The sequence below is a fragment of the Stenotrophomonas sp. TWI700 genome, from assembly GCF_039673645.1.
Taxonomy (GTDB): Bacteria; Pseudomonadota; Gammaproteobacteria; order Xanthomonadales; family Xanthomonadaceae; genus Stenotrophomonas; species Stenotrophomonas maltophilia_AA.
Genome location: NZ_JBDJMB010000038.1, coordinates 1 through 26,234 on the forward strand (window position 1 = coordinate 1; position 26,234 = coordinate 26,234).

General features: G+C 65.3%; 23 protein-coding genes and 1 tRNA gene. 10 read left to right on the forward strand and 14 right to left on the reverse strand.

Annotation, left to right across the window (positions count from 1 at the left end):
- Positions 1 to 148 precede the first annotated feature (148 nt).
- Genes ABE473_RS17480 through thiS form a run of 4 tightly spaced genes read right to left on the reverse strand, consistent with a single transcriptional unit; the run spans position 149 to position 3,788 of the window.
- Positions 149 to 1,996 (reverse strand): SLC13 family permease, encoded by a 1,848-nt coding sequence (locus tag ABE473_RS17480; RefSeq protein WP_179460220.1) that lies wholly within the window; start codon positions 1,994 to 1,996, stop codon positions 149 to 151.
- Between the two features lie 24 nt (positions 1,997 to 2,020).
- Complete coding sequence (gene trmB, locus ABE473_RS17485) at positions 2,021 to 2,755, reverse strand: tRNA (guanosine(46)-N7)-methyltransferase TrmB (protein WP_179460221.1); 735 nt, start codon at positions 2,753 to 2,755, stop codon at positions 2,021 to 2,023.
- Positions 2,755 to 3,549 carry a thiazole synthase gene (locus tag ABE473_RS17490; protein WP_070471215.1) on the reverse strand — a complete coding sequence of 265 codons (795 nt, stop codon included), beginning with the start codon at positions 3,547 to 3,549 and terminating at the stop codon, positions 2,755 to 2,757. Before ABE473_RS17490 ends, trmB begins: the two co-directional genes overlap by 1 nt.
- Before the next feature lie 38 nt (positions 3,550 to 3,587).
- Entirely contained in the window at positions 3,588 to 3,788 is a 201-nt protein-coding gene (gene thiS, locus ABE473_RS17495) for a sulfur carrier protein ThiS (RefSeq protein WP_176988371.1), read from the reverse strand.
- A gap of 204 nt (positions 3,789 to 3,992) precedes the next feature.
- Between thiS and ABE473_RS17500 the strand changes: the two genes are divergently transcribed.
- Both ABE473_RS17500 and ABE473_RS17505 read left to right on the forward strand, forming a co-directional pair.
- Entirely contained in the window at positions 3,993 to 5,822 is a 1,830-nt protein-coding gene (locus ABE473_RS17500) for an autotransporter domain-containing protein (protein ID WP_346490373.1), read from the forward strand.
- Positions 5,823 to 5,946: 124 nt separating this feature from the next.
- Positions 5,947 to 6,020: transfer RNA gene (locus tag ABE473_RS17505), tRNA-Gly, on the forward strand.
- 73 nt (positions 6,021 to 6,093) lie between these two features.
- Here the strand turns inward: ABE473_RS17505 and ABE473_RS17510 are convergent.
- From ABE473_RS17510 to ABE473_RS17530, 5 genes are all read right to left on the reverse strand, one after another.
- On the reverse strand, positions 6,094 to 6,795 hold the full coding sequence (locus tag ABE473_RS17510; RefSeq protein ID WP_346490374.1) for an ABC transporter ATP-binding protein: 702 nt from the start codon (positions 6,793 to 6,795) through the stop codon (positions 6,094 to 6,096).
- Positions 6,792 to 7,937, reverse strand: a complete 1,146-nt coding sequence (locus ABE473_RS17515; RefSeq protein ID WP_346490375.1) for an efflux RND transporter periplasmic adaptor subunit — start codon at positions 7,935 to 7,937, stop codon at positions 6,792 to 6,794. The genes ABE473_RS17510 and ABE473_RS17515 overlap by 4 nt, the downstream gene beginning before the upstream one ends.
- Positions 7,938 to 7,984: 47 nt before the next feature.
- Complete coding sequence (locus ABE473_RS17520; protein ID WP_346490376.1) at positions 7,985 to 9,163, reverse strand: ABC transporter permease; 1,179 nt, start codon at positions 9,161 to 9,163, stop codon at positions 7,985 to 7,987.
- 32 nt (positions 9,164 to 9,195) lie between these two features.
- The gene (locus ABE473_RS17525; RefSeq protein WP_346490377.1) at positions 9,196 to 10,353 is read right to left on the reverse strand and encodes an FtsX-like permease family protein; all 1,158 of its coding nucleotides are present in this window, start codon (positions 10,351 to 10,353) and stop codon (positions 9,196 to 9,198) included.
- Between the two features lie 162 nt (positions 10,354 to 10,515).
- A complete protein-coding gene (locus ABE473_RS17530; protein ID WP_346490378.1) occupies positions 10,516 to 10,665 on the reverse strand; it encodes a hypothetical protein in 150 nt (49 codons plus the stop codon).
- Between the two features lie 417 nt (positions 10,666 to 11,082).
- Between ABE473_RS17530 and rimK the strand changes: the two genes are divergently transcribed.
- The 4 genes from rimK (at position 11,083) to ABE473_RS17550 (ending at position 14,690) form a co-directional block, all read left to right on the forward strand.
- A complete protein-coding gene (gene rimK / locus ABE473_RS17535; RefSeq protein WP_346490379.1) occupies positions 11,083 to 11,976 on the forward strand; it encodes a 30S ribosomal protein S6--L-glutamate ligase in 894 nt (297 codons plus the stop codon).
- Between the two features lie 227 nt (positions 11,977 to 12,203).
- The gene (locus tag ABE473_RS17540) at positions 12,204 to 12,677 is read left to right on the forward strand and encodes a hypothetical protein (RefSeq protein WP_346490380.1); all 474 of its coding nucleotides are present in this window, start codon (positions 12,204 to 12,206) and stop codon (positions 12,675 to 12,677) included.
- 8 nt (positions 12,678 to 12,685) lie between these two features.
- Positions 12,686 to 13,363: a response regulator transcription factor gene (locus ABE473_RS17545; protein WP_019183933.1), complete on the forward strand. Its 678-nt coding sequence runs from the start codon at positions 12,686 to 12,688 to the stop codon at positions 13,361 to 13,363.
- Complete coding sequence (locus ABE473_RS17550; RefSeq protein ID WP_176988376.1) at positions 13,326 to 14,690, forward strand: HAMP domain-containing sensor histidine kinase; 1,365 nt, start codon at positions 13,326 to 13,328, stop codon at positions 14,688 to 14,690. The genes ABE473_RS17545 and ABE473_RS17550 overlap by 38 nt, the downstream gene beginning before the upstream one ends.
- A 36-nt stretch (positions 14,691 to 14,726) precedes the next feature.
- On the opposite strand, the gene coaE is transcribed toward ABE473_RS17550, so the two are convergent.
- From coaE to ABE473_RS17565, 3 genes are read right to left on the reverse strand one after another with little or no spacing between them, the layout of a single operon-like run.
- A complete protein-coding gene (coaE, locus tag ABE473_RS17555; protein WP_346490381.1) occupies positions 14,727 to 15,338 on the reverse strand; it encodes a dephospho-CoA kinase in 612 nt (203 codons plus the stop codon).
- A gap of 10 nt (positions 15,339 to 15,348) precedes the next feature.
- Positions 15,349 to 16,212: an A24 family peptidase gene (locus ABE473_RS17560; RefSeq protein ID WP_176988378.1), complete on the reverse strand. Its 864-nt coding sequence runs from the start codon at positions 16,210 to 16,212 to the stop codon at positions 15,349 to 15,351.
- Positions 16,213 to 16,219: 7 nt separating this feature from the next.
- Entirely contained in the window at positions 16,220 to 17,479 is a 1,260-nt protein-coding gene (locus ABE473_RS17565; RefSeq protein WP_346490382.1) for a type II secretion system F family protein, read from the reverse strand.
- A 360-nt stretch (positions 17,480 to 17,839) separates the two neighbouring features.
- Here ABE473_RS17565 and ABE473_RS17570 point away from each other — a divergent pair, with 360 nt between their 5' ends.
- On the forward strand, positions 17,840 to 18,280 hold the full coding sequence (locus tag ABE473_RS17570) for a pilin (RefSeq protein ID WP_346490383.1): 441 nt from the start codon (positions 17,840 to 17,842) through the stop codon (positions 18,278 to 18,280).
- A 438-nt stretch (positions 18,281 to 18,718) separates the two neighbouring features.
- Entirely contained in the window at positions 18,719 to 20,446 is a 1,728-nt protein-coding gene (gene pilB, locus ABE473_RS17575; protein WP_346490384.1) for a type IV-A pilus assembly ATPase PilB, read from the forward strand.
- A 92-nt stretch (positions 20,447 to 20,538) separates the two neighbouring features.
- Here the strand turns inward: pilB and ABE473_RS17580 are convergent, their stop codons facing one another.
- Complete coding sequence (locus ABE473_RS17580; RefSeq protein WP_346490385.1) at positions 20,539 to 21,924, reverse strand: sigma-54 dependent transcriptional regulator; 1,386 nt, start codon at positions 21,922 to 21,924, stop codon at positions 20,539 to 20,541.
- A 70-nt stretch (positions 21,925 to 21,994) separates the two neighbouring features.
- Positions 21,995 to 23,608 (reverse strand): ATP-binding protein, encoded by a 1,614-nt coding sequence (locus tag ABE473_RS17585; RefSeq protein WP_346479774.1) that lies wholly within the window; start codon positions 23,606 to 23,608, stop codon positions 21,995 to 21,997.
- A 333-nt stretch (positions 23,609 to 23,941) separates the two neighbouring features.
- Here ABE473_RS17585 and sucC point away from each other — a divergent pair, with 333 nt between their 5' ends.
- Positions 23,942 to 25,111, forward strand: coding sequence for an ADP-forming succinate--CoA ligase subunit beta (gene sucC, locus ABE473_RS17590; RefSeq protein ID WP_176988384.1), 1,170 nt, complete (start codon positions 23,942 to 23,944; stop codon positions 25,109 to 25,111).
- Between the two features lie 21 nt (positions 25,112 to 25,132).
- Positions 25,133 to 26,008 carry a succinate--CoA ligase subunit alpha gene (sucD, locus tag ABE473_RS17595; protein WP_176988385.1) on the forward strand — a complete coding sequence of 292 codons (876 nt, stop codon included), beginning with the start codon at positions 25,133 to 25,135 and terminating at the stop codon, positions 26,006 to 26,008.
- The last annotated feature ends 226 nt before the right edge of the window (positions 26,009 to 26,234 follow it).

Consider the following 26,234-nt stretch of genomic DNA (forward strand, 5'->3'; position numbering starts at 1 on the left):
ACCGTACGTGGAGCCGGCCAGCGGCCGGCACTACCTGGGGCATTGCGGGAGCCGGCCAGCGGCCGGCACTACCTGGGGCCTTGCGGGAGCCGGCCCGCGGCCGGCACTACCTGGGGCATCCGGCGAGCCGGCCAGCGGCCGGCACTACCTAGAACATCAGGTTGATCATCAGCACCACCACCGCCGTGTAGATCAACGACAGCGGGGCGCCGACGCGCCACAGCTCGCGCGGGGTGTAGTTGGCCGGGCCGGTGATCATCGAAATCACCGGGTTCGAGGCGGTCATCAGGTTGTTGGACGCCGACAACGCCACGATCAGCGCGAACGCGGTGGGACTGCCACCGGCGGCCAGCGCCAGGTTCACCGCGATCGGCACCATCACGATCGTCGCGCCCACATGGCTGATCACCAGCGAGAACATCGTGGTCAGCAAGGCCAGTGCAATCTCCAGCACCCACACCGGAATGCCGGTCGGCAGGCGGTCGATGGTGTGGCCGGCGATCCACGCCGCTGCGCCGCTGCTGTCCATCGCCCAGCCGAGCGGAATCAGCCCGGCCATCATGAACACGGTTTTCCAGTTGATCGAAGCGTAGGCCTCGTCCATGCGCAGCACGCCGGTCAGCAGCATGCCGGCCACGCCGGTCATCAGGGTCAGCGCCACCGGCAGCTTGGAGGTCAGCGCGATCAGGATGGTGAGGGCGAAGATGCTCATCGCGATCTTGAACTTGTGCGGCCGCTGCTCACCCTTCGGGTAGTCGGTCACCACCACGAAATCGCGGCTCTTGGCCGCCTGCGCCAGGTCGGTCCAGATGCTGTGGAAGACCAGCATGTCGCCCGCGCGCAGCGCTACGTTGCGCACGTCTTCGCGGATCACCTGCTTGTCGCGGTTGATCGCCAGCAGGCTGATGCCGCGCTGCTTGCGCAGGCGCAGGTCCGAGGCGCTCTTGCCGATCACGTCGGAGGTCGGCGGCACCACCGCTTCGGAAATGCCGGCGCGGCTCGGGTTGAACAGATCGCCCAGGTGCTTCAGGCGCGACGACATCCGCAGGAACTGGTTCTGCGCGAAATCGCTGACCTGCTGGCGCGCGCCCATCACGCCGAGCACGCTGCCGACCCAGATCCGCATTTCGGCCGGCGGTGCCAGGCGGGTGTCGTTGCCGGTCTTGAGCGCCAGCAGCAGCGGCGCGTCATGCACGTTCTCGGCCTCGCCCAGGGTCATGCCGACCAGCGGGCTTTCGGCGGTGACCACCAGCTCGAACACATCGCCTTCGATGCCGTAGGTCTTGGCGAAGTAACTTTCGGTACGCGACGGGGTGACGCCGTCGTTGGCCAGCGTCTCTTCCTCCACCAGCTTGCGGTCGCCGAAGTAGCGGAAATACAGCAGCGAGGCGATCAGCAGGGCCACGCCGATCGGCAGCGGCGCGAACATGCGCAGCGGCTCGATGGTGGCGAGGCCCGAGGGCAGGTTGTTGTTGGCCGAGGCCAGCAGATCGTTGAGAAGGATCAGCGGCGAGTTGCCGACCATGGTCAGCGCGCCGCCCATCACGATCGCCGCGGCGATCGGCAGCAGCAGGCGCTGCAGGGTCAGCCCCGTGCGCGCAGCCAGGCGCGAAGCGACCGGCAGGTACAGCGCCATCACCGAGGGATTCTGCATGAACGAGGAGTTCAACCCGGCGATCGCGGTGGTCATCATCAGCAGGCGCGTTTCCACGCCGTGCCCGCGCCGCAGCAGCCATGCCGCCAACCGGTTCAGTGCCCCGGTGCGGTCCAGGCCCGCGCCGAGGATGGTGGTGGCGATGATGCTCATCACCGCGTTACCTGAGAAACCGCCGAAGATCTCCTCCGGCGCGATCAGCCCGGTGACACCGAGCACCACCAGCACCACCAGCGCCACCACGTCGGCGCGGATGCGCTCGAACAGGAACATCGCCATCGTGAAGCCGACCAGCCCGAGGACGAGCTTCATGTCGGTAGTCAGCGTCAGCGCGGTATCCATGGGGTGGCGCGGTTCCTTGAGGGATCAGGTGCGGTCGTACAACAGGTCCCACACGCCATGGCCGAGTTTCTGGCCACGGGTTTCGAAATGGGTCTGCGGACGCCATTCCGGACGCTCGACCTGGCCGCGCGGACCGGCGCGGTTGGTCAGCCCGGCAGTGGCGTCGAGCACCTCCCACATCTGCTCGGCATAGTCTTCCCAATCCGTGGCGCAGTGCAGTCGGCCACCCACGCGCAGCTTGCGCACCAGCAGTTCGGCAAAGCCGGGCTGGATCAGGCGACGCTTGTTGTGGCGCTTCTTGTGCCACGGGTCCGGGAAATAGATGCGCACTTCATCCAGCGCGCCATCGGCGATTTCCTTCTCCAGCACCTCCACGGCATCGTGGTGGTACAGGCGCACGTGGTCGGCGTCGTCGTCGGCCAGGGCATTGAGCAGGCGGCCCACGCCGGGGGCGTGCACTTCCAGGCCGATGTAATCGCGGCTGGGATCCTGCTGCGCGGCGAAGCGCAGTGCGGCACCGTTGCCGAAGCCGATTTCCAGCACCTTGTGTGCATCGCGCCCGAACGTGGCATCGAGATCGCGCGGCTCACCGGTGAAGTCCAGCCCGAAGCGCGGCCAGCGGTCATCGAACGCACGCTGCTGGGCGGGAGTGAAGCGGCCCTGGCGAAGCACGAAACTGCGGACCTCGCGGCGGCCTTCGGTGATGGTGAAGGGCTTGGGCGGTGCCTTGGCACCGGCGCTGTCGAAAGGATTGGTCATCAGCCGATCAACCCGTCGATCGGCGAGGAGGCACTGGCGTAGCGCTTGCGTGGAATGCGCCCGGCCAGGAAGGCTTCGCGACCCGCTTCCACGGCCTTGCGCATCGCGCTGGCCATCAACACGGGGTTGCGCGCGCCGGCGATGGCGGTGTTCATCAGCACGCCATCGCAGCCCAGCTCCATCGCGATCGCCGCATCGGAGGCGGTGCCCACGCCGGCATCGACGATGATCGGCACCTTGGCGTCTTCGATGATCTGCAGCAGGTTGTACTTGTTCTGGATGCCCAGGCCCGAGCCGATCGGCGCAGCCAGCGGCATCACCGCGGCGCAGCCGATCTCTTCCAGGCGCTTGGCCAGGATCGGATCATCGGAGGTATAGACCATCACCTCAAAGCCGTCCTTGACCAGCTGCTCGGCCGCCTTGAGGGTCTGCACCACGTCCGGGTACAGGCTCTTCTGGTCACCCAGCACTTCCAGCTTGGTCAGGTTGTGGCCGTCCAGCAGCTCGCGGGCCAGCCGGCAGGTGCGCACGGCGTCCTCGGCGGTGTAGCAGCCGGCGGTGTTGGGCAGGATGGTGTAACGGTCCGGCGGCAGCACGTCGAGCAGGTTCGGCTCGCCCGGGTTCTGCCCGATGTTCGTGCGGCGGATCGCCACGGTGACGATCCGGGCGCCGGCGGCCTCGGTGGCCAGGCGGGTTTCTTCCAGATCCTTGAACTTGCCGGTGCCGGTGAGCAGGCGGGAAGCATAGGTCTTGCCGGCGATCACCAGCGAATCAGTGGGGGCAGGTGCATTCATGGCCCGAATTATCGCCTATCACGCGTCACGATGCTGCCTCAACCACCGCCCAGTGCATGCACGATCTCGACCACGTCGCCTTCGCGCAGGCCGTGGCTGGCGTGCTGGCTGCGGGTGACGATCTCGCCGTTGACCTCGACCGCCACCCGGCGCTCGAGCAGTTGCTCGCTGTGCAGCAGGTCATGGACGGTAGCGGTGTGCGGAAGCTGGCGGTTCTCGCCGTTGAGCTGGATGTTCATGACGGTATTGTCCCCCAATCACACCACAGTGCGTACCCTGTGCGCCCCGCGGCAGAGGTGCCGCGAGCGCCAGGCCAACGATGGCCGGGCGGCGGGGCTGGGGCGTTCATGCCGCAGCGCAGCGTGATGCCGGCGGGGTGCAATGGAACCATGCACCGTGCGCCGGCGTACGTCCGCCGTCTTCCCCACCTTCAAGGAGTTTTCATGTTGCTCAGCAAACGCCCGATCCGCTCCCTCATGGCCGTGGCCATTGCCCTGGCGGCGATGCCGGCCATGGCACAGTCGCCGTACACCAAGACTGTGTTCATCGGCGACAGCCTGTCCGATGCGGGCTATTTCCGTCCGCTGCTGCCGGCCTCGGTGCAGCCGGTGACCGGCCAGTTCACCACCAACCCGGGCTGGGTCTGGGCCGAGCACGTGGCGCATTACTACGGCACCAACGGCGCTGCACACGGCAACGGCCAGAACGGTGACAACTACGCCATCGGCGGCGCCCGTGTCGGCGTGGACACCAGCCAGATCCTCGCCCCGGGCGCGCCGGCGGTGCCGGTGTACTCGCTCAAGACCCAGACCGCGCAGTACCTGGCAGCCAACGGCGGCAAGGCCGACCCGAACGCCCTGTACACCGTGTGGGGCGGTGCCAATGACCTGTTCGCCATCCAGGCCGGCGCACCGCTGGTCGCGACCCTGACCAACGCGGTCCGCGACCAGGTCGGCATCGTCGGCACCCTGAAGGCGGCTGGCGCCGAATACATCGTCGTACCGACCATTCCGGACGTCGGCCTGACCCCGGGCGCCCGCGCCGGTGGCCCGGCCGGCATGGCCGCCGGTACTGCGCTGGCCAAGGCCTACAACGACGCCCTGTTCGGTGGCCTGAAGGCCGCCGGCCTGCAGGTGATCCCGGTCGACACCTTCCACATCCTGCAGGAGATCGTCGCCAACCCGGGCGAGTACGGTTTCGTCAACGTCACCAGCCCGGCCTGCACCACGGCCTCGTCGCTGACCTGCAACCCGACCAGCTACGCCACCCCGGACGCCGCCAACAGCTACGTGTTCGCCGATGGCGTGCACCCGACCACCGCCACCCACCAGATGCTGGGCGAGTACACGCTGTCGATCCTGGAGGCCCCGCGCAACCAGCAGATCCTGACCCACTCCGCGCAGACCATCGGCCGCTCGCGCGCCGACCAGGTGAGCTGGCACGTCGACGGCCGTCCGGCCGACGGCCTGAGCTGGTGGGGCAACCTGCGCGGCGACATGCAGCGCTATGCCCACGCCGATCTGTACGACGGCATGGCCCCGGCCGGCCTGTTCGGCGTGGATTGGGCGCGTGACGGCATGGTGGTCGGCGGCTTCGCCGGCTACGGCCGCATGGACGCCGATTTCGGCAACAACAAGGGCGACTTCACCCAGTCCGACACCACGCTGGGCCTGTTCGCCGGCTGGTATGGCGACCGCGCCTGGGTCAATGGTCAGCTCAGCTACAGCTGGCTGGACTACGACGTGACCCGCAAGCTGCAGCTCGGCCCGGCCACGCGCATCCACAAGGGCTCGCCGGAAGGCAGCAACCTGACCGCCGCGTTGAACGCCGGGTATGAGTTCGGCACCGAGGGCGGCTTCCGCCACGGTCCGGTCGCCGCCGTGATCTGGCAGAAGGTGAAGCTGGACGGCTACACCGAGTCCAACCCGAGCGCCTCGGCGCTGGGCTATGCCGACCAGGACACGGACTCGACCGTCGGCCGCGTCGGCTGGCAGGCCCGCTTCGACGGCGGCAACGTCAAGCCGTACGTCCAGGTGACCTATGACCACGAGTTCGAGGACGGCAAGCAGGCCAGCGCCTGGCTGCAGTCCATGCCGGACGTGGGCATGTACAAGGTGCCGGGCCTCGAGTTCGACAAGAACTACGCCACCGCCGTGCTGGGTGCGCGCCTGAACCTGTGGGGCCTGAGCAGCAACATCGGCATGAGCACCACCTCGATGCAGAAGCGCGCCCGTGACGTGTCGCTGTTCGCCAGCTTCGGCGGCAGCTTCTGATCCACCGTGCGCAGCGCCCGTCCGCGGGCGCCGCGCACGCATGCTGAAAGCGTGAAACAACGGGCGGCCCAGTGCCGCCCGTTGCGTTTGAGGGCCCCGCCCGAATAGACTTACGCCGCGCCTTGCGGGTGTAGCTCAATGGTAGAGCTGTAGCTTCCCAAGCTACTGACGAGGGTTCGATTCCCTTCACCCGCTCCACAGTCTGAGGTGTCTTGCCTGCCTCGGCGTGAGGCATGGTCATCAGATTGCGTTGGATTCCCTCGCTGCAGCGTCAGCCCACCCCGGCACCGACGCCCGTTGGCTCGAGCAACTCTCCTTTGTCCAGATGCACCACGCGTGTCGCGTATCCGGCGGCCTTGGGATCGTGCGTCACCATGACGATCGTTTTTCCATGCTCCCGGTTCAGCCGCTGCAGCAGGTCCATCACCCCAGCGGCGGACTCACGGTCCAGATCACCCGTTGGCTCGTCGCAGATCAGGAAGGCGGGATCAGCCACGATCGCGCGTGCGATTGCGACACGTTGCTGCTGCCCACCTGAAAGCTCGGTGGGGCGATGGCTGATGCGTTCGGCCAGCCCGACCAGCTGCAGGGCGATTTCCGCCCGCCGGTTGCGCTGGGCTTTGGCTGAGGGCGACAACAGCAGAGGCAGTGCCACGTTCTGCAACGCGGTCAGGGTCGGCATCAGGTTGTAGAACTGGAAAATGAATCCCACGCTCTGGCTTCGCCATGCCGCCAGCTGCCTGCGGGTCAACTGATCGATGCGTTGTTGATTGACCTTGATGGTGCCGGACGTGGGCGTGTCCAGCCCGCCGATCAGATTGAGCAGGGTTGTCTTGCCGGACCCCGATGGGCCCATCAGCGCCAGAAACTCCCCACTGCCTACCTGCAGGTCCACCGAACGGAGCACGTCGACGCGCTGTTGTCCGCGTCGGTAGGTTTTGGAGACGTCGGTAAGCGAAATCGAACAGGTCATTGCTGCTCCTGAGAGGTGATGGGCGTGCTGGTCGCACCTGTCATGTGCGGACCTGCATGTGCCAGAGGTTCGGCCGAATTGCTGTCCTGTTGCCTGCGTGCGTTCGGGATGTCTGGCGAGTTGGATGCGGCAACCAGAAAACTCACACGGGCGCCCATGTCGGGCAGGATGCGGGGGTCTTTGAGCTGCAGGCCAATACGGGCTTTGACCGTCGCCTTGCCGCGATCCGCCGTGGGAATGATCGCGATCACCTTGCCGGGCAGGGACAGCTCGGGATAGGCGTTGAGACGCACGTCGGCCGCCATGCCGATGCGCACCCGGCCGATGTACGCCTCGCCGACATCGACTTCCACTTCCAGGGAGTTCATGTCCACGATGGTCGCGACACCGGTACGCGTGTAGCCGCTGGATGCGCTCGGAGAGATGATCTCGCCGACCTGCGCAGCCTTGGAGGTGATCACGCCCGCAAAGGGGGCGCGGATGACGGCGTGGTCCAGATTCACCTGTGCGACATCGGCCAAGGCGCGCGCCGCCTGCGCGTTGCGCCGTTGCGAGAGCATCTGTGCCTGCAGCTCATTGGCCTTGGCCGACGCCTGTTCGACATCCTGACGAGAGACCAGTCCGCTCTCTGACAGTTCCAGCGCTCGTTGGCTGTCGCGCACTGCCTGGGCGAACTGGATCTCATGCTGGCGCGCGAGTTGTCCCGCCGCGGCGACCTGCCGCTGCGCCGATTCAAGGCCGGCCATGGCTGATCGTGCATCGAGTCGGGCCAGTACCTGTCCCTGCTCAACGTGGTCGCCCTCTTCAAACAGGACCTCGGTGACAACCCCGGTGAGCTGGGAGGACACGGTGGCAGTCCGCCGGGCCACGACATACCCGCTTGCGTCGAGCGTGGGCCCGGTTATGGTCGTCGGCGCCGCAGGAGCAGCCGCGGTAGCGACGGCTGCGACGGCGTCGGTCTCGGCAACCGTGCTGGTGCGTCCCCACAACCAGAGGCAAAGGCTGGCGCCTACCGCCACGGCCAAGCCGACGGAGACAGGTCGACGACCGAAACGGGGCGGTGTCGCATCGGGCTGGGCTTTCCGTTCAATGTGGAGCTCCTGCAGCAGATCGCCAGAGATGTTTTTGGAGGGGGTGGTCATGTCGGTGATTCCTTGACGGGTGGCGGCAGTAGCGGACGGCGGCGGGCTCATTCCCTGAGGGCATCCACCAGACGACCTGACATGACCTTGCGCAGCGGCATCGCCGCGCTGGCCAAACCGACCAGCAGGGCGTAGCCCAGCACCGCGGTCATTACCTCGGCATCGAGGACAAAGCGTGCGTATACGGCCTGGTTGACGCTGGATGTGCCAAAGCTCGCGCCATCAAGGAAGACATGGACAATCCCGAATGTGACCAGCGAGGCCAGCGCTCCAATGGCCAGCAGGTCGAGCAGCAACGCAGTGCCCACCGCGGTATCGCTGAAGCCCAGCGCCCGGAGTGTGGCCATTTCCTTGCGGCGTCTTTCCAGGACCATGCCCAGCGTGGTGGAGATGGCCAGGATGGCACCTGCACCCAGCAGCAGGGACACGCCCAGCGCGGCGCTGCGGGCGAGCCGTGTCAAGAATCCGACCTGCTGCTCGTAGTACTCGACCTGACTCAGGATCCGGACGCCCTGCAGGCGCGGATCATCCGCTGCGGCGGCCCGCAATGCGGTCAGTGCATTCGGCGAGTCCACCTTCAACCACAACGAGGACACCCGGCCCGGACGGTTGTAGGCGGCCTGCAGGGCGGACAGATCGGTCCATATCTCCGACTCCCAGAGATTTCCCGCGGCACGGAGCTCGCTGGTTCGCTGCCAGGAGGCTCCCTGGATATCGACGTGGGAGCGCGCGAGCTCGGGGAACTGGGCCTGGAGCGTGGCGCTGGCGGCCAACTCGCGGGCTCCTTCGCGGGGTTTGATGGCGACATCGATACGGGTGGGATCCATCATCGCCCAGGTGTCGGCGGAGATGCCGCGCAGCAGTACCGGGCTTGTTTGTCCGTCGGTCCGCGATAGCTTGGCGTTGGCCAGAAACTGAGGCGCGGCACGAGGACGGCCGTTGGCATCACGTCCGACATGCGGCAGATGGGACACCACGGCGACCTGTTCCGGAGAAAGGCTGCTGCCGGCCTCGTCGAGCGCCCCATTGGAGAGCGCCAGTGCGATGTCCGGCTGCCCCGTCTGGCCGGCAATGCGGTCAATACCGGCTGGAATGGCCAGCATCACCGCCAGCGCAGCCGTGGCGATGCTGAAGCCCGCACCCATCAGCAGGGTGTCCCCGGGGCGACGGCGATGCATGGAGAGCAGAAACGCCCACAGGGGCCCAATCTGGGTGAAGGTATTCATGGCGAGCTCGCGATTGAAGGAAACGCCCAGCGTCAGCTCTGGAGGTGGTCGATGGGTTTCAGGCGCCTGACTTGAAGCGCAGGCCAGACAAGTGCGATGGCCGCAAGTAGAAGGAGTGCAGGCAGTAGTGACGCGAAGGCCCAATCCGGTGCGCGCAACGGCCCGAGCAGCCAGGACACGCGAGGGGTGAGCAGCGCTATGACGCCTTGTCCGCCCAGGACGCCCAGCAACGCGCCGACCGTGACCACGGCCCCGAGCTCGATGATCAGTGCCCCGAACTGGAGCCCGCGACCGAATCCCATGCTCTGGAGGACTGCCATGCTTGGGCGTCGCTGGGTGACCAGGTGTGCCAGCACGGTTACCCAGACGAGCAGCGCGCATGCGGCCATGGCCACCATGATCAGTCCGAGCAGCGCCTGTACCTGCCCAAATCTGCCCAATGCGGATTCCGTGCCGCTGGCGGGATTGGCCTGCAGTGGGGGATCGCTGCTGGCAAACGCAAGATCGATTGATCGCGCGAGCGCACTCAACGTTGCGGCGTTCTCACCGACCACGCGGGCCCGCAGAACCTGATCGCTTCGCTCGTCTGGCATCAGGCGATTGAGATAGTCGTAGTGACCGTAGGCGATACGGTCATCCAGCGCGCCACCACCGCCGGGCAGGATGGCGACGATGGTGATGGGAATCTCTACGCCGGATAGATGGTCCCGGGGCGTCAGCGACATTCCTGGTTTCAGATTGCATCGGGCTGCGGCGTCGGCGCCGACAAGCAGTCCAGTGCGCGTGGATCTCCATCGATCCAGCGTTTCCTGGCTGGCGCCCCGTCCTCGCAGCAGGGTGTCAACCCCGGACCCGCCGTACGCGTTGATGCTCAGGCTGCTGCGCCCATCACCGCAGGGAAGGCTGGCGAGGCCAAAATAGGACACTGCGGAGACCCCCGGCATTTCCTCCAGCCGCAGGGCATGACGCAGCGGAAACGAACCGTTCTGGGTCTGTGCATTGGCGACGGCCAGTTCGGCGTTGACCGCCATTCCTACACGCGATGCAAGAAATGGAGAGGAAAAGGCGGAAAGAACGACCCACGCGAGCGTGCAGACCGTAAGCGTCGCTGCAAGATACAGCAGGCGTTGGGGCTGTTCGGCGACGCGCATCCAGGCGATGCATGCCATCGGGTGAAAGGTGGACAACATGGCGGGGGCTTCCCTGTCTCGGAGATCCAGTGATTGTTGGGTAGTAAGGAGTGCGATTCGTTGGCTGCATTCTCCGAGGACGAAGCCTTGGTCTTGTTTCCGGTTGGAAGTACTCTCCGGAAAACAGGGGCATCGATTCGCAGATGCCCCGGCCGTTACCTATTACCGCTCAATGATCACGCAGCCTGAGTCATCACAGATAATGATGATGACGACGTCGTTCGCTTGTGCGGCGAACGACGCGGTTGATCCAAAGATGGCCGTGCCTGCCACGGCCAGGCTGAGTAGAGAGGCCCTGATTTTGTTCGTCATGCTTGTCTCCTTTGCGTTGTCCATGTGTGTATCTGCGTTGCCTGTCTGATTGACCGGCGATCGCAAGGTATTCACAAAAAAATGGGGCAACAAGGACGAAAGTCCGCTTTTGCAAAACAAGGTTTTTCCTACGGTAGGGCGCAGAATTCGGTAGGTTTTCAGCCTGTCCCGCTAGCGATATAAATCGAGCGTTTTCGAGTTGTTTGGACCATCCGTTCCCCAAACATCTTTGCGCTCATGCCGTGCAGGCACCGCGGGATAAAGCTGAGACGGTGAGCGCGACCGGACGTCGTGGACAGCCGGATCACCTCGCCCGTGAGATCGGCTGATGGGCTGCCTCCGGCGGCGACCTGATCGCCGTCATCCGGCCCTACCTGCCACACGCTATGCTTCGCGCTTTCCCACCCCCGCGCCGCGATGAAACTCGCCATCCTGTCCCGCAACAGCAAGCTGTACTCCACGCGCCGCCTGGTGGAGGCCGCGCGTGCGCGTGGCCATACCGTGCGCATCCTCGATCCGCTGCGCTGTTACATGCGGATCGCGGCGGACGGCTTCACCATGCATTACAAGGGGCGGCCAATCACCGGGGTGGACGCGGTGATCCCGCGCATCGGTGCCTCGGTTACCCGATACGGGACGGCTGTCCTGCGCCAGTTCGAGATGATGGGCGCGCGCACTCCCAATCCCTCCGATGCGATCCTGCGTGCGCGCGACAAGCTGCGGGCGCATCAGATCCTGGCCTCCAAGGGCATCGACATGCCGGTCACGGTGTTCGGCGACAACCCGGACGACACCGTCGATCTGCTTTCGATGCTCGGCCCGCCGCCGCACGTGGTGAAGCTCAACGAGGGCACCCAGGGCCGTGGCGTGATCCTGACCGAGAAGGCCAGCGCCTCGCGCGGCATCGTGGAGGCGTTGCGGGGGCTGTATGCCAACTTCCTGATGCAGGAGTTCATCGGCGAGGCGCAGGGCGCCGACCTGCGCTGCCTGGTGGTCGGCGACCAGATGGTCGGGGCGATGCAGCGCCAGGCCCCGGAGGGCGACTTCCGCTCCAACCTGCATGCCGGCGGCAGCGCCCGCGCCGCCAAGGCCAGCCGGGCCGAACAGCTGGTGGCGGTGCGCTCGGCCAAAGCCCTGGGGCTGGGGGTGGCCGGGGTGGACCTGATCCGCTCCAGCCGCGGCCCGCTGGTGCTGGAGGTCAATTCCACCCCCGGGCTGGAGGGCATCGAGGCGATCTGCCAGGCCGACCTCGCCGGACGCATCATCGACCACGTTGCCTCGTTGAAAAAGCCAGTAAATACAAAGAGTTGATGCGTATTTTCAAGGTGGGGCAGGGTCTTAACATCGGTTTAATCGACCCCGGCGTAGGCTCTGTCGAACCGCAGCTCTGCCCTCCTCAGCAGGATCGGTAATCGGGAAACACCTTCAGGCCCAGGCGGAAACGCCTGGGCCTTTTTCTCCCTGACCTCCAGCACTTGCTGCCACCGGCAGGCCCGGCATACATTCGGCGTTCACTTCACAGCACGGATCAGCTCGACATGAAGCGTTTGACGATGGCCATGGCGGCCGCAGCACTGGCACTGGCAATGGGAAGCGCCGCAGCGGCGCCGAAGAACAAGGAAATCTTTGAGCCCGGCAAGCCCATGGCTGAACAGATCACCAAGATCGAAGCGGACTTGAACGACGGCGAGACCTACTCGGAAATCACCGTGGATCAGCGCAGCCGGGTCCGTCAGGCCTTGGGGCATATGCGTGGCATCATCGAGCGGAGCGGCAGCGAGGCAGCCCTGTCTGCGGACAACCGCCACGAACTGTTCAACGACCAGCAGGTGGTGAACACCGTTTTGACACAGGCGCGCGAAGATAGCCGTCTAATATGCAGGCGTGAGCGCGTGGTGGGCTCCAACATGCCGCAGACGCAGTGCATGACGGTCGCCCAGCGGGAACGGATCAAGAACACGTCCCAGAGCAGCATGGACCAAGCGCAGCGCGTCGGTCGTTTTTCCAACTAGAGGTCACAGTGCGAATCCTTGTAATCGAAGACAACAGCGACATTGCCGCCAACCTGGGCGATTACCTCGAAGACCGCGGCCACACCGTGGACTTCGCTGCCGATGGCGTCACCGGCCTGCACCTGGCCGTCGTCCATGAGTTCGACGCGATCGTGCTGGACCTCAACCTGCCCGGCATGGATGGGATCGAGGTCTGTCGCAAGCTCCGCAACGAGGCGCGCAAGCAGACCCCGGTGCTGATGCTGACTGCCCGCGATTCCCTGGACAACAAACTGGCCGGCTTCGATTCCGGTGCCGATGACTACCTGATCAAGCCGTTCGCGCTGCAGGAAGTCGAGGTGCGCCTGAACGCCCTGTCGCGTCGCGGCAAAGGCGTGCAGACCCGCGTGCTGGAAACCGGTGACCTGGAGTACAACCTGGATACGCTGGAAGTACGTCGCCAGGGCAAGCTGCTCCAGCTCAACCCGACCGCGCTGAAGATCCTGCAGGCGCTGATGGAGGCCTCCCCGGCCGTCGTCACCCGCCAGGAGCTGGAAACCCGCGTGTGGGGCGAAGAGCTGCCGGATTCGGATTCCCTGCGCGTGCATATCCACGGCCTGCGCGCCGTGGTCGACAAGCCTTTCGAGGTTCCGATGATCCAGACCCGTCATGGCATCGGATACCGCATCGCCGCGCCGGAAGCCTGATCCGGTGACGGGCAGGGGGGGGCGTCGCCGCGCGCCATATCGGCGCCGGCTGCGCAGCCGCATCATCGTCTCGTTCGTGCTGTTGGGCTTCTGCCTGACCACGCTGTTTGCGTTCGCCACCAACTGGACCCGCGCCCGCGTGGAGAACCAGCTGGTCGAAGATGTGATGAACCGCAACATCAACGAGTACGCCAAGCGTTTCGCGGCAGACCCCTCGCGCAGCCCAGACCTTCCGGTGCAGCAGATGTACGCCCGACTGGTCCGGCCGGACAAGTTCGAGGCGCTGCGCCTGGAACAGCCGGACTGGTATGAGTTCAACGATGGCATCCACGGTGTCAGCGGCGTGGATGACGGCGGCAAGCCGTTTTCCTACAAGCTGGCGGTACGCAAAACGCCGGAGGTGTGGTTCTTCCTGGCCTATGACATGACGGAGAGCATCCGCGGCGAGAGTCAGCTCAACCGCGCGCTGTTCTTCTCGGTCCTGGTGTTCAGTGTGCTGTCCCTCGTACTGGGCTGGTGGTCCGCCTCCAAGGTGATGAAACCGGTGTCCGACCTGGCCGCCCGTCTGCGCGCCTACCGCGGTGGCACCAGCGAGCCCGAACCCCTGGCGCCGCGTTTCCCGGACGATGAAGTGGGCCAGCTGGCCCAGGCGCTGGATGACTACTCCGCGCGGCTGACCGAAGTGGTGCAGCGCGACCGTGAGTTCAATGCGGACGTCAGCCACGAACTGCGCACGCCGTTGGCCGTAATCCGCGGCGCCACCGAGCTGCTGCTGACCCGCCCGGATCTCGATCCCAAGGTGCTGCAGCGCCTGCAGCGCATCCAGCGCGCCGAACAGCAATGCACCGATCTGATCGGCGCGCTGCTGCTGCTCTCGCGCAACGAGCGCGGGCAGGGCAGCAGCAATGTCGCCCGGGTCTCGGAGCAGTTGCTGGATTCGCATCGCGCCCAGCTGGGCGGCAAGCCGCTGGAGCTGGTCCTGGAAGGCAACCACGATCTGGTGATCGACGCGCCGGAATCGGCCCTGTCGGTCGCACTCGGCAACCTGATCGGCAACGCCGTGAAGTATTCCAAGGAAGGCGCGGTGCGGGTACGCGTCGGTGCCAACGCGGTCGAGGTGATCGACAGCGGCCCGGGCCTGAGCGAGGAAGATGCGGCCAAGCTGTTCCAGCGTGGCTACCGCGGCACGCACGCCGGGCATTCGCAGGGCGGTGGTATCGGCCTGTCGATCGTCAGCCGCCTGTGCGATCTCTACGGCTGGCAGGTCAACGTCCGTCCGGGTGCCGGGCGCGGCGTGATCGCCACGCTGACCTTCTCCCCCGCCTGACACGGTAGAGCCGACCGTTGGTCGGCTCCTCCAGAGCTACCGCGCCGCCAACTTCCGATAGGCCCGATCCAACCGCTCCACATGCGCCTGCAGGTGGTCCGGGTGACCGTCGTTGACCACCACGTCGTCGGCCAGGGCCAGGCGCACCTCGCGGCTGGCCTGTGCGGCGATCATGCGGTCGGCCAGGGCCGCGTCGATGCCATCGCGCTGCATCAGCCGCGCGTGCTGTACGGCCACCGGCACGTCCACCACCAGGATCCGGTCCAGCCAGGGGTACTGCTGGCGGCCGCCGGCCTCGGTGAGCAGGGGAATCGCTGCGATCGCATACGGCCCCTCGGCCTGCTCGCAGGCCTGGCGCAGCTGCTGGCGGATCGCCGGATGGGTGATCGCCTCCAGCGCTTGGCGGTCCTGCGCCGAATCGAAGATGCGTGCGCGCAGTGCCGCGCGGTCCAACTGGCCGTCCGCCAGCAGGATGTCGGTGCCGAAGTGAGCGGCAATCCGGGCCAGCCCCTCGCTGCCGGGGGCCACCACCGCGCGTGCGGCCAGGTCGGCATCGGCCACGGTGATGCCCAGCGCCTCGAAGCGGCGGCTGACCTCGCTCTTGCCGGCGGCAATGCCGCCGGTCAGCCCGATCACGAAGTCGCTCATCGCGCGGCCCTCAACGCAGGCCGGCGTAGCTCAGGTAGCCGTTGATCAACGGCTCGCCCCACATGAACACGATCCAGCCCGCGATGGCCAGGTACGGCCCGAACGGGATCGGCGTGGCCCGGTCGCGGCCGCGCGAGTACAGCCAGATCGAGCCGATGATGGCGCCCACGATGGACGACAGCAGGATGATCGGCAGGATGCCCTTGAGCCCGCACCAGGCGCCCAGGGCCGCCAGCAGCTTGAAGTCGCCGTGGCCCATGCCTTCCTTGCCGGTCAGCTGCTTGAACAGCCACCACACCGACCACAGCGACAGATAGCCGGCCAGCGCGCCCAGCAGGGCCGGTTTGGCCGGCATGTACAGGTTGTCGCTGGCCGCGATCAGGCCGAGCCACATCAAGGGCAGGGTCAACTGGTCGGGCAGCAGCTGGGTACGCAGATCGATCCCGGACAAGGCCACCAGGAAGCAGCTCAGCACGATCGCACCGAAGCCCTGCCAGCCGAAGCCGAACTGCCAGACGCTGGCAGCCACCAGCACGGCGGTCAGCAGCTCCACCAGCGGGTACTGGATCGAGATCGGGGCATGGCAGTGGCGGCACTTGCCGCGCAGGGCCAGCCAGCTGAACAGCGGGATGTTCTCGTACCAGGACAGCTTGTGCTTGCAGTGCGGGCAGTGCGAGGGCTCCACCACGATCCCGGGCGGCGGCGGCTCGTAGATGTCCGGTTCTTCCAGGACCTCGCGCGCATCGCGCTTCCACTCCCACTCCAGCCGCTTGGGCAGGCGCAGGATCACCACGTTGAGGAAACTGCCGATCAGCAGTCCCAGTCCGACCGCGGCGGGGTAGCCGAGACCGGGATGCTGGTCGAGAAATGCCATTGATTAGTTATCCAACTACCGCGCCGAGTTTGAAGATGGGCAGGTACATGCCGATCACCATGCCGCCGACGATGGTACCAATGAACACCATGATCATCGGTTCCAGCAGGCTGCTCAAGGCGTCCACGGCATTGTTGACCTCCTGCTCATAATACTCGGCCACCTTGAACAGCATGGTGTCCAGCGCGCCGGCCTCCTCGCCGATGGCGGTCATCTGCACCACCATGTGCGGGAACAGGTTGATCTGCTTCATCGCCATGTTGACCGGGTAGCCGACCGACACGTCATCGCGCATGCGCAGCACGCCTTCCTCGTAGACCTTGTTGCCGGTAGCGCCGGCGACGATGCCCAGCGCCTCGACCAGCGGCACGCCGGCTTTGAAGGTCACGGCGGTAGTGCGGGCGAACCGGGCGATGGAGCTGTTGTGCATGATCTGGCCGATGACGGGCACCTTCAGGATCAGGCGATCCATGGTGTGCTGCATCTTCGGGGATCGCTTGTAGGCGTAGATGAATCCGAAAATAGCGCCAAGCACAGCTGCCAGCATTACCCACCAATACGACACCATGAATCGCGATAGTCCGACGATCATCTGGGTAAAGGCTGGAAGCTCGGCGCCGAAGCTCTTGAACACCTCTTCGAACTGCGGGACGACAAAAATCAGAAGAATGGCACTGACCAGCACTGCGACGGCGACCACCATCGCGGGGTAGAACATGGCCTTTTTGATCTTGCCCTTGAGGGCCTCCATGTTCTCTTTGTAGGTCGCGATGGTGTCGAGCACGGTCTCAAGTACACCGGCGCCTTCGCCTGCACGAACCAAGTTGCGGTATAGCTCGTCGAACTGGATTGGATGCCTGCTGATCGCTTCATGCAGGGATGAGCCGCCTTCGATGTCCGTGCGGATGCTACCCACCAGCTTCTTCATGCGCGGATTCTTGTGTCCGCTGCCAATGATCTCCAAAGCGCTGACGATGGGCACGCCTGACTTCATCATGGTCGCCATCTGGCGACTGAAGAAGGAAATGTCCTTGGCGCCCACCGGCTTGCCGGCCGCGCCGAAGAGTGGCTTGGTCTTTGGCCTGACTACGGTGGGCATGATGCCCATGCGCCGCAGCTCGGCTCGTAGAAGGTTCGCATTCTTAGCGGGCTGCTCGCCCTTCATCTTGATGCCGCGTTTGTCGGTCCCCTCCCAGACAAACGGTTGCAACTCCATGGTGCTACGCGCCACGGGCTCTTTCTTGATCGCGCTACGGCTGACAGACATACAGGGCTCCCCAGCCACGCCATCCCCAGGCGGGCTATCTCGCCGCATGGTAGCCGGTTCCGGCAAACGTTGGCAGTCCTGCCGGGCGTCCGGCGGGGGCAGCCGATCCAGACCGGCGGCGTCAAAAGGTGACGCAACGGGTCACATTGCAGGATACGTCGCAAATTGTTGTGAGGGGGGTTCCAATCCTGAAGATTGGTGCCATCATTGCGCCGGGGAATGCTGGGGAGCATTGCTGGCACTGTTGGCACGCAACCTGCTTCGATCCACCCGCACAGGGCGCCCGCCTCGCTCACCCGGTCCGCCGGTCAGGCAACGGCCCAGTGCCCTACTATTTATCTACCTCTAGGGGATGTACTCATGAAGAAGCAGCAGGGCTTTACCCTGATCGAACTGATGATCGTTGTCGCGATCATCGCCATCCTGGCCGCCATCGCGCTGCCGGCGTACTCGAACTACACCAAGAAGGCCAAGGTCTCGGAAGTCATCCTGGCCGCTTCTTCGCTGCGTACGGACATCTCCGAGTTCGTCGCCAGCAACAATGCGCTGCCGCCTGCCAGCTGGGCGCCTGATTTCCAGCAGACGCAGTACGTCTCGAATTTGACTTGGAACGGCACCACCATTACTGCGACGGCGAAGGGTATCTCTGACGATATTGATGCCAAGACGATCACCCTGACCCCGACTGCCACGGGCGTCGCTGACGGTGTTGTCCCGAGCTGGTCCTGCAGCGGTTCGATTGAATCGAAGTACCGCCCGGGCAGCTGCCAGGGTGCTGTGGTGACTCCGCCGACCAGCTAAGGCTAGCGTGGTGAGTCGAAAGACCTAGAGCGGAGGGCTAATTGCCCTCCGTTTTTTTTCACGTTATATGTTGAGCTGTAGCGGGATGTGTGCTGCACGCGCGTGCGACTCTTGGTGTACTTCGTGGGTCAGCTCAGATAGGCGCGAACTGATCTCTGATGCCAACTCCAGGTCGCCAGATGCCGCCGCCCTGAGCATCCTGCAAGGCGAGGCTTTCCTCATTGATGAGCCTTTAAGGCAGGCGATTGATCGCAATCTCTGCAGGTTCGGAATGCCTTCGACCACTAGGTCGCGGACAGATGCAAATGTTCTTGAACCGATGCAGGATGGTGCAAGCGGCTGGCCATCTTGGCTGCTGGCCTGTCTCAAAGGCCGGTCCAGCTGACAATTTGACACTTCCGGAACCGCGAAATCGTTGTACTGAACCAAAGGACGAACATGAACGCCGCCACTTCTCCCAACCTTGTCGGAATCACCGGCATTGCTCGTCGCTTGGTTCAAGACGGGGCGATTGAAGAGACAGCTGCACGTGAAGCCATGGCGCAGGCTACTGCTGCCCGCTTGCCGCTGCCTCAGTGGTTCGCGCAGAAAAAGCTGGTCACCAGTGCCCAGCTGGCCGCCGCCAACGCGGTGGAGTTCGGGATGCCTCTGCTCGACGTATCGGCGTTCGACAACAACCAGAACGCAATGAATCTGGTCAGCGAGGAACTGCTGCGTAAGCATCACGTCCTGCCGCTCTTCAAGCGCGGTGGCAGGCTCTTCGTCGGTACCAGCAATCCGACTCATTCACTGGATGAAATCAAGTTTCACACCAACCTGGTGGTGGAGCCTATCCTCGTTGATGAAGACCAGATTCGCCGTACGCTGGAGCAATGGCAGTCCAAGCAGGACACGCTGGGCTCGGCGCTCGGCGGGGATGATGAAGGCATGGGCGACTTGGATGTCGCCATGGGTGACGAGGAGGGAGGAACATCGGATTCCGGCGTCGACGCCAAAGGCGACGACACCCCCGTCGTAAAGTTCATCAACAAAGTCCTCGTCGACGCCATCCGCAAAGGCGCCTCGGACATCCATTTCGAACCCTACGAAGACGACTATCGGGTGCGCCTGCGCATCGATGGTCTGCTCAAGAACGTGGCCAAGGCCCCGGTCAAGCTCAACCAGCGCATCGCCGCGCGCCTGAAGGTGATGGCGCAGCTGGATATCGCCGAGAAACGCGTGCCGCAGGATGGGCGCATCAAGCTCAACCTGTCCAAGACCCGGCAGATCGACTTCCGCGTCAGCACGCTGCCGACCCTGTTCGGCGAGAAGGTGGTGCTGCGTATCCTCGATGGCAGCGCGGCCAAGCTGGGTATCGACAAGCTCGGCTATGAGCCGGCCCAGCAGAAACTGTTCCTGGATGCGATCCACAAGCCGTATGGCATGGTACTGGTCACCGGCCCGACCGGCTCGGGCAAGACGGTGTCGCTGTACACCGCGCTGGGCATCCTCAACGATGAAACGCGCAACATCTCCACCGCGGAAGACCCGGTGGAAATCCGCCTGCCCGGCGTCAACCAGGTGCAGCAGAACGTCAAGCGCGGCATGACCTTCGCCGCGGCGCTGCGCTCGTTCCTGCGCCAGGATCCGGACATCATCATGGTCGGCGAAATCCGCGACCTGGAAACGGCCGAGATCGCGATCAAGGCCGCGCAGACGGGCCACATGGTGCTCTCCACGCTGCATACCAACGATGCGCCGCAGACCATCGCGCGCCTGATGAACATGGGCATCGCCCCGTACAACATCACCAGCTCGGTGACGTTGGTGATCGCCCAGCGCCTGGCCCGCCGGCTGTGCAACAACTGCAAGCGCCCGGTGGAGCTGCCGGCCAACGCACTGCTGGCCGAAGGCTTCACGCAGGCCCAGCTGGACGCCGGCATCAAGCTGTTCGAGCCGGTCGGCTGCGATGAGTGCACCGAGGGCTACAAGGGCCGTACCGGTCTGTACCAGGTCATGCCGATGACCGATGAGATCTCCACAATCGTGCTGGCCGGTGGCAATGCGCTGCAGATTGCCGAAGCTGCGCAGCTGGCCGGGGTCAATGACCTTCGCCAGTCGGCCTTGATCAAGGCCGCGGCCGGTGTGACCGGTCTGGCGGAGATCAACCGGGTCACCAAGGATTGATCAGCGCGGTGGGCTGATACGGAAAGGCCCGCGCAAGCGGGCCTTTTTGTTTCTGGGCTGGTGGATGCTGGGCAGCCACCCATGGGGTGGCTCTACTCCATGCCGAGCTTCTTCAGCTTGTACCGCAACGCGCGGAAGGTAATGCCCAGCTGCGCAGCCGTGCGCGTCTTGTTCCAGCGGTTTTCCTCCAGCGCCTTCTGGATCGCGGTGCGCTCCATCTGCTCGATGTAGGAGGGCAGGGCGCCATTGCCGGCCGGCAGGTCGACCACTGCTTCTTCCTGGGTGGCGGGTGCATTGCCGGCGCCGAAACGCGGCGCGTGCTGCGGCAGGCGCAGGTCGCTGGCACCGATGCGGTCTTCCTCGGCCAAGGCCAGGGCGCGCTCGAGGATGTTCTCCAGTTCGCGCACGTTGCCGGGGAAGTGGTACTGGGCCAGGGCGTCCAGCGCCGAGGGCGCCAGCAGCGGGGTCGGGCGGCCGTGGGTGCGGGCCAGCCGGGCCAGGATCGAGGCGGCCAGCGCGGGCAGGTCGCTGCGGCGCTCGCGCAGCGGCGGCACGCGCAGTTCGATCACGTTGATGCGGTAATACAGGTCGTGGCGGAAGCGGCCGTCCTCGACCAGCTCGCCCAGGTCCTTGTGCGTGGCCGAGAGGATGCGCACGTCGACCGGTACCTCGGTGGCGGCGCCGACCGGGCGGATCGATTTCTCCTGGATCGCGCGCAGCAGCTTGACCTGCATCTGCAGCGGCAGCTCGGCCACTTCATCCAGGAACAGGGTGCCACCATGCGCGGCCTGGAACAGACCGGGCTTGTCCGCATGCGCGCCGCTGAAGCTGCCCTTCTTGTGTCCGAAGAACTCGCTCTCCATCAGCTCCGAGGGAATCGCGCCGCAGTTGACCGGCACGAAGGCGCCGGGCGCACGCGCGCTCTGCGCGTGGATGGTGCGGGCGACCAGCTCCTTGCCGACGCCGGATTCGCCGAGGATGTAGACCGGCGCCTGGCTGCGCGCGACCTTGGCGATGGTGGCGCGCAGCACATCCATCGACGGCGAATCGCCGAGCAGGCGTGCGGCCTGTTCCGGGGCCAGCGCTGCGGGCGCGGCACGCTCGGTGTTGTTGAGTTCCAGTGCGTGCTTGACCAGGCCGCGCAGTACTGAGATGTCCACCGGCTTGCTGACGAAATCGAACGCGCCGGCCTTCAGTGCTTCCACCGCCAGGTCCATGCTGCCGAACGCGGTGATCATCGCGACCGGCGTGCGCGGGTAGTGCTGCGCGATCTCGGTGACCAGCTCGATGCCATTGCCATCGGGCAGCCGCATGTCGGTGATGCACAGGTCGTACGGGTTGCTGGCCAGCAGCTCACGGGCTTCGGCGAGGTTGGCCGCGGTGCTGATGCGCAGGCCCATGCGGCCCAAAGTCAGTACGAGCAGTTCGCGGATGTCACGCTCGTCATCGACGACGAGGGCGCTGCGGGTGTCAGTCATAAGGAAGGAAGATAGCCGAGGGCGGTCGTTTGCGACAAATGTTCGACGGTGGTGTGCGGATGTGCGCGGCTCATCCGGCCATCATCGTGTGCGGGCCGGCCAGCACCAGCCGGAAGCAGGCGCCGCCGGCGGGCACCGAGACGTACTCCAGCCGTGCCTGGTTGGCCCGGCAGAGTTCGCGGGCGATGTACAGGCCCAGCCCGGTGCCGTGCTCGGAGGTGGTGAAGAACGGCCGGAACAGCTGGCTGGCGACGGTCTCGGGAATGCCGGGGCCGCGGTCCATGACATCGATGATGGCGGTGCGGTCCTGGCGCGCTACGCGCAGCCGCACGCGCGCAGGCTCTTCCGCCACGCGGCCGTACTTGAGCGCGTTGTGGACCAGCACGGTCAGGATCTGGTGCAGGTGGCGCGGGTCCACCAGGGCGTGCACGGAGGTCTCGCTGATGATCGGCTCCACGCTGTCGGTCTCCAGCGAGAGGACCTGTTTGTATTCGAGCACGAAGCGGCGCACGAACGCGGCCAGGTCCACGTTCTCCGGATTGGCGCGCTCGCGCCGGGCCAGCCCGAGCACGCTCTCGACGATGCCGTTGGTGCGCTGGCACTGCTGGTTGATGATCTGCAGCAGGCGGCGGTCGGTGTCGCCGATGTCGGTGGATTCTTCCAGCAGCTGGGCGGCGTAGTTGATCGCCGCCAGCGGGTTGCGGATTTCATGGGCAAGGCTGGCCGAGAAGCGGCCCATCGCCGAGAGCGTCAAGGACTCGGCACGCCGCGAGACCACGGTGGAGTCGTCCAGGAACACCAGGGTGAGGTCGCTGCCGGCGAGCAGGCGGGCAAAACGCGGCTGCACTTCGGGCTGGTCTGGCGAGAGCTGCAGCGGCATTTCCTCGTTGGTCCAGCCGTTGCGCCAGCGCAGCAGCCGGCGGCTCAGCTCGGGCGCGGCGCTGCCCAGTTCCAGCCGGCCGCTGCCACTGTTGCCGTCGGCATCGCCGAGCAGGGTGGAAGCGGCCTCGTTGGCCAGGGTGATGCGGTTGGCACCATCAACCACGATCACGCCGGTGCGCATGCGGCGGATGATCAGCTCGTTGATCTGGAACAGGTTGGCCACTTCATCGCCGCGCTGGTTGGCCAGCTGCTGGTTCATGCGGGCGCGGTTGCCGACCTGGTAACTGATGAAGGCGATGGCCAGGTAGCTGGTGACGAACATCGCCAGCTCGGCCAGGGTGCGGGTCGGGTCGCCGCCTTCGAGCTGTTTCCAGATGTATTCGCCGGCGGTGGCGGCGCTGGCGGCAGCGGCCAGGCCCAGCCCCATGCTCAAGGGCAGCAGGGTGGCGGCCGCGGCGATGTTGAACAGCAGCGACATCGAGATGCCTGCGCTTGCCCCGGGCAGGGCATGGGCGAGCAGGGTGGCGGCGATGATGTCGGCGGCCACGCTCCACACCACGATGGTGCGCAGCCAGCGCTCGTTGCGGCCGAACAGCAGCACCAGCACGGCCACCAGCAGGTAGCCGCTGGCCACGATCGTCGCCAGCTTCGGGTGGTCGGCGGCCCCGACCAGGCTGGTCAATGGGCTGAACAGCAGCGCGCCGATGACGGTGGCCATCAGCAGGCGGTACAGCGCGAAGAAATACAGCTCGCGCCGCGGTATCGATTCGATGCGGTCGATCAATGAAGCACTGGGTGACACGCCGGAACTCCCCTTCTGGCACGCGGGCAGTGTAGGGGGTCCGGCCGGGTTTGGGGACGGGCGGCCGGGGCCGGGCGTGTGAAGGCGGGACGGTGGGCGGGCGCCGGCCGGCTGCGCGGCGGTGCGGCGAGGCGCCCGCAAGCCGGTTTCCGGCCCCTGCCGCAACTGCCTGAAATTGCGCCGGAAACCCCCTGGCGTGGCGGTCTCCGGACGGACTTCTTTGCGCACGCGCGCCGGGTCGTCCACAATAGTGGGCCCGCCGCGGTCCTTACCGGCGCCCCCGTGAGGGAGCCTTGGAGATGCGTGCGGTCGTTCCTATTCCCACGGTGACGCATGAATTTCCACGAATACCAGTCAAAACAGCTGCTTGCCGAGTACGGCATTCCCGTTCCGGCCGGCAAGGTCGCGGCTACCCCGGACGAAGCGGTTGAAGCTGCCAACGCCTTGGGCCAGGGCCCCTGGATGGTCAAGGCGCAGATCCACGCTGGCGGCCGCGGCAAGGCTGGCGGCGTCAAGTTCTGCAAGACCACCGACGACGTGAAGGCCGCTGCGGCCAAGATGCTCGGCACCAAGATGGCTACCTACCAGACCGCCGGCGTCGAACTCCCGGTCAACCTGGTGCTGGTGACCACCGCCGGCGAGATCGTCAAGGAACTGTACCTGTCGGTGCTGGTTGACCGTGGCACCAAGACCATCACCTACATCGCCTCTTCGGAAGGCGGCGTGGAGATCGAGCAGGTCGCCGCGGAAACCCCCGAGCTGATCCACTCGCTCAACGTCGATTTCGTTGAAGGCGTGCAGGGTTACCACGGCCGTGATTTCGGCTTCAAGCTGGGCCTGACCGCCAAGCAGGCCGGCCAGTTCGCCAACATCATGGTGAACCTGTACCGCCTGTTCAACGAAAAGGACCTGGCCCTGGTTGAAATCAACCCGCTGGCCATCCTGGACGACGGCAACCTGTACGCGCTGGACGGCAAGTTCGACAGCGACGACAACGCCGCGTTCCGTCAGAAGGCTCTGGTCGCGATGCGCGACAAGACCCAGGAAGACGAAACCGAAGTGACCGCTTCGGAGCTGGACATCAACTACGTCACCATGGACGGCAACATCGGCTGCATGGTCAACGGCGCCGGCCTGGCCATGGCCACCATGGACGTCATCAAGCTCAACGGCGGCGAGCCGGCGAACTTCCTGGACGTGGGCGGCGGTGCGAACAAGCAGCGCGTCATCGAAGCGTTCAAGCTGATCCTGTCCTCGGACAAGGTCGAAGGCATCTTCGTCAACATCTTCGGCGGCATCGTCCGCTGCGACATGATTGCCGAAGGCATCATCGCCGCGGTCAAGGAAGTGGGCGTCAAGGTTCCGGTCGTGGTGCGCCTGGAAGGCACCAACGTGGAAGAAGGCAAGCAGCTGCTGCGTGACAGCGGCATGGCCATCATCCCGGCCGACAACATCAACGACGGTGCCAAGAAGGTCGTCGAAGCTGTCAAGAACGCTGCCTGATCCGACACCGAAGGAAATCCAATGTCTGTTTTGATTAACAAGAACACCAAGGTGATCGTGCAGGGCTTCACCGGCCAGCAGGGCACCTTCCACGCCACTCAGATGATCGAGTACGGCACCCAGGTTGTTGGCGGCGTGACCCCCGGCAAGGGCGGCACCACCCACATCGACCTGCCGGTCTTCAACACCGTTGCCGACGCCGTGCAGAGCACCGGCGCCAACGCCTCGGTCATCTACGTGCCGCCGCCGTATGCGGCTGACGCGATCCTGGAAGCGGCCGCTGCCGGCATCCAGGTCATCGTGTGCATCACCGAAGGCATTCCGGTGCTGGACATGCTGCGCGTCAAGAACGTGCTGACCCGCTCGCATCCGGACACCGTGCTGATCGGGCCGAACTGCCCGGGCGTCATCACCCCGGGTGAGTGCAAGATCGGCATCATGCCGGGTCACATCCACAAGCCGGGCAAGATCGGCATCGTGTCGCGTTCGGGCACCCTGACCTATGAAGCGGTCAAGCAGACCACCGAAGTCGGCCTGGGCCAGTCCACCTGCATCGGCATCGGTGGTGACCCGATCAACGGCCTGAACTTCGTCGACTGCCTGAAGCTGTTCAACGAAGATCCGCAGACCGAAGGCATCATCATGGTCGGCGAAATCGGCGGCGACGCTGAAGAAGCCGGTGCCGAGTACATCAAGAACCACGTGAAGAAGCCGGTCGTCGGTTTCATCGCGGGCGCCTCGGCTCCGGCCGGCAAGCGCATGGGCCACGCCGGTGCGATCGCATCGGGCGGCAAGGGCACCGCGGAAGGCAAGTTCGCCGCCATGGAAGCTGCCGGTGTCGTCACCGTCCGCTCGCCGGGCGACCTGGGCGCTGCCATCGCCAAGCTGGTGAAATAAGACCGCCAGCCGCGCAGCGGCTGACGTGTCTGTAGAAGCCGACCGTTGGTCGGCTTGGAAAGGCCGCCTCCGGGCGGCCTTTCTGCGTTTCAGGCACTACCCGGACCGGTAGGTGCCGACCCTTGGTCGGTACGCACGCCACGTAGTGCCCGCCCCTGGCCGCCGCCCCAAACAGGAGCCACCCGAATCCTGGTTTGGCGCCCCCGGACCGCACACAAAAATAGAG